Origin of the sequence: Bacteroides sp. 2_2_4 (assembly GCF_000157055.1) — a bacterium.
Taxonomy (GTDB): Bacteria; Bacteroidota; Bacteroidia; order Bacteroidales; family Bacteroidaceae; genus Bacteroides; species Bacteroides ovatus.
Map to the genome: position 1 here is coordinate 21,442 of NZ_EQ973376.1, position 2,815 is coordinate 24,256.

Sequence of the window (2,815 nt, forward strand, 5' to 3'; positions counted from 1 at the left end):
TCGTCAGGTGACCCGGACACCTCAAAGACTGCCGCCAGCTGGTTCGGTGCGTGTATCTTCCTGATTGTCGCTGCCACCATCTTACGCTCATTCTTCCTGTAATATGGCGGAATTCAATGTCAACAAGGGGATTGGGCGCAGCCCGGAGTTCAAGGGACTCAAGAGCCAGTACCTGTTCATCTTTGCGGGAGGATTGCTCGCGTTGTTCGTAATCTTCGTCGTCATGTACATGGCAGGTATCGACCAGTGGGTCTGCATCGGTTTCGGGGTCGTTTCCGCATCGGTGCTGGTCTGGGGCACTTTCAGGATGAATTCGAAATACGGTGAATGGGGCCTTATGAAACTCCATGCGCTGCGCAGCCATCCCCGCTACATCATCAGCCGGAGAAAGTTCCTCCGGTTGTTTTCTCCAACCATTAAAAACAGAAAAGCATGAAAAACGTAATGAAAACAGCCACGCTGGAAAGCAAGTTTCCGCTGTTGGCCGTGGAGAACGGCTGCATCATCAGCAAGGATGCGGACATCACCGTGGCATACCGGGTGGAACTGCCGGAACTGTTCACGCTGACACGTGCCGAGTACGAGTCCATGCACTCCACCTGGGCAAAAGCGGTAAAGGTCTTGCCGAACTACAGCATCGTACACAAGCAGGACTTCTTCATCGAAGAGGGATATAAGCCGGATATCTGCAAGGAAGACCTGAGCTTTCTGAGCCGCAGTTTCGAACGCCATTTCAACGAGCGGCCGTATTTGCAGCATACCTGTTACCTGTTCCTTACGAAAACCACGAAGGAACACAGCCGGACAACCAGCAGTTTCAATGCACTTACAAGGGGATTCATTATCCCCAAGGAAATGCAGGACAAGGAAACCGTCACCCGGTTCATGGAGTGCTGCGGACAATTCGAACGCATCGTAAACGACAGCGGCCTGCTACGTATCATCCGCCTGACGGATGAGGAGATCATCGGGAGCAACAATTCCGCCGGCATCATCGAGAAGTATTTTTCCATGTCGCAGGAAGATGCTACCTGCTTGCAGGATCTGTCACTCGGTGCCGGAGAAATGAAGGTGGGCGACAACTACCTGTGCCTTCATACGCTTTCCGATCCGGAAGACCTGCCGTCGAACGTGTCAACCGATTGCCGGTATGAAAGGCTCTCGACAGACCGGAGCGACTGCCGGCTGTCCTTTGCCGCACCGATAGGCATCCTGCTTACCTGCAACCATGTGGTGAACCAGTATCTCTTCATTGATGATTCGGCTGAAATTCTCAGGAAATTCGAGCAGACCGCACGGAACATGCACTCGCTTTCCCGTTACAGCCGTTCCAACCAGATCAACCGCGAATGGATTGAGGAGTACCTGAACGAGGCACACAGCAAAGGGCTGGTTTCCATCCGTGCGCACTGCAATGTCATGGCATGGAGCGATGACCGGGAAAAGTTGAAGCGCATCAAGAACGATGTGGGCAGCCAGCTGGCGTTGATGGAAGCCAAACCGCGCCACAACACGGTGGATGTGCCGACCCTCTTCTGGGCGGCAATACCCGGCAATGCCGGAGATTTCCCGTCCGAGGAGAGTTTCCACACCTTTATCGAGCAGGCCCTGTGCCTGTTCATCGGGGAAACCTCCTACAAGGACTCGCTCTCCCCGTTTGGCATCCGTATGGTGGACCGCCTGACCGGAAAACCCGTCCATCTGGATATTTCCGACCTGCCGATGAAGAACGGCACAATCACGAACCGGAACAAATTCATCCTCGGACCTTCGGGCAGCGGGAAATCTTTTTTCACCAACCACATGGTACGCCAGTATTACGAGCAGGGTGCGCATGTGCTGTTGGTGGATACCGGAAACTCCTATCAGGGACTGTGCAGCCTTATCCATGCCAGGACACACGGCGAGGACGGGATTTATTTTACTTATGAAGAAAAAGATCCGATAGCTTTCAATCCTTTTTACGTGGAAGACGGGATTTTCGATATCGAGAAGAAAGAATCCGTCAAGACGCTTATCCTTACCCTGTGGAAGCGTGACGACGAGCCGCCGACACGTGCCGAGGAGGTGGCGCTATCCAATGCGGTCAATCTCTTTCTGGAGAAAATCCGCAGGGACAGCAGCATAAAACCCTCCTTCAATACCTTCTATGAGTTTATCCGTGACGAGTATCAGGATATCCTAAAAGAGAAGCGAACCCGTGAGAAGGATTTTGACGTATGGGGATTCCTCAATGTATTGGAGCCTTACTACAAAGGTGGCGAGTATGACTACCTGCTTAACTCTGACAAACAGCTTGATTTACAGAGTAAACGCTTCATAGTTTTTGAATTGGACAATATCAAGGACAATAAAGTACTCTTCCCGATAGTCACCATTATCATCATGGAAACCTTCATCAACAAAATGAGAAAGTTGAAAGGAATCCGCAAGATGATATTATTGGAAGAAGCCTGGAAAGCCATTAGCAAGGAGGGTATGGCGGAATATCTTCGGTACCTCTTCAAGACCGTCAGAAAGTTTTTCGGTGAGGCCGTGGTCGTGACCCAGGAAGTGGAGGACATCATTTCTTCCCCGATTGTCAAGGGTACCATCATTAATAATAGTGACTGTAAGATTCTCCTTGACCAGCGCAAGTATATGAACAAGTTCGATGAGATCCAAGCGTTGCTCGGTCTGACCGACAAGGAGCGGGCGCAGATACTTTCCATCAACATGGCAAACAATCCTTCCCGAAAGTACAAGGAAGTGTGGATTGGTCTCGGAGGCTCACAGTCAGCAGTCTATGCCACCGAGGTGTCGCTTGAAGAATATA

3 protein-coding genes are annotated in these 2,815 nt (G+C 51.2%); all 3 read left to right on the forward strand.

Annotated elements, in window-relative coordinates; translation table 11 throughout:
- Positions 1–102: DUF4134 family protein (locus tag BSCG_RS29240; RefSeq protein ID WP_004315125.1), on the forward strand; the 102-nt coding region annotated here is incomplete at its 5' end.
- A 1-nt stretch (position 103) separates the two neighbouring features.
- On the forward strand, positions 104–436 hold the full coding sequence (locus BSCG_RS01235) for a DUF4133 domain-containing protein (RefSeq protein WP_008777481.1): 333 nt from the start codon (positions 104–106) through the stop codon (positions 434–436).
- Positions 433–2,815: TraG family conjugative transposon ATPase (locus BSCG_RS01230; protein WP_008777482.1), on the forward strand; the 2,383-nt coding region annotated here is incomplete at its 3' end. The genes BSCG_RS01235 and BSCG_RS01230, both read left to right, overlap by 4 nt.

Coding starts and splice junctions, on each gene's coding strand:
- BSCG_RS01235 (WP_008777481.1), top strand. CDS start 104: ATGGCGGAATTCAATGTCAACAAGGGGATTGGGCGCAGCCCGGAGTTC.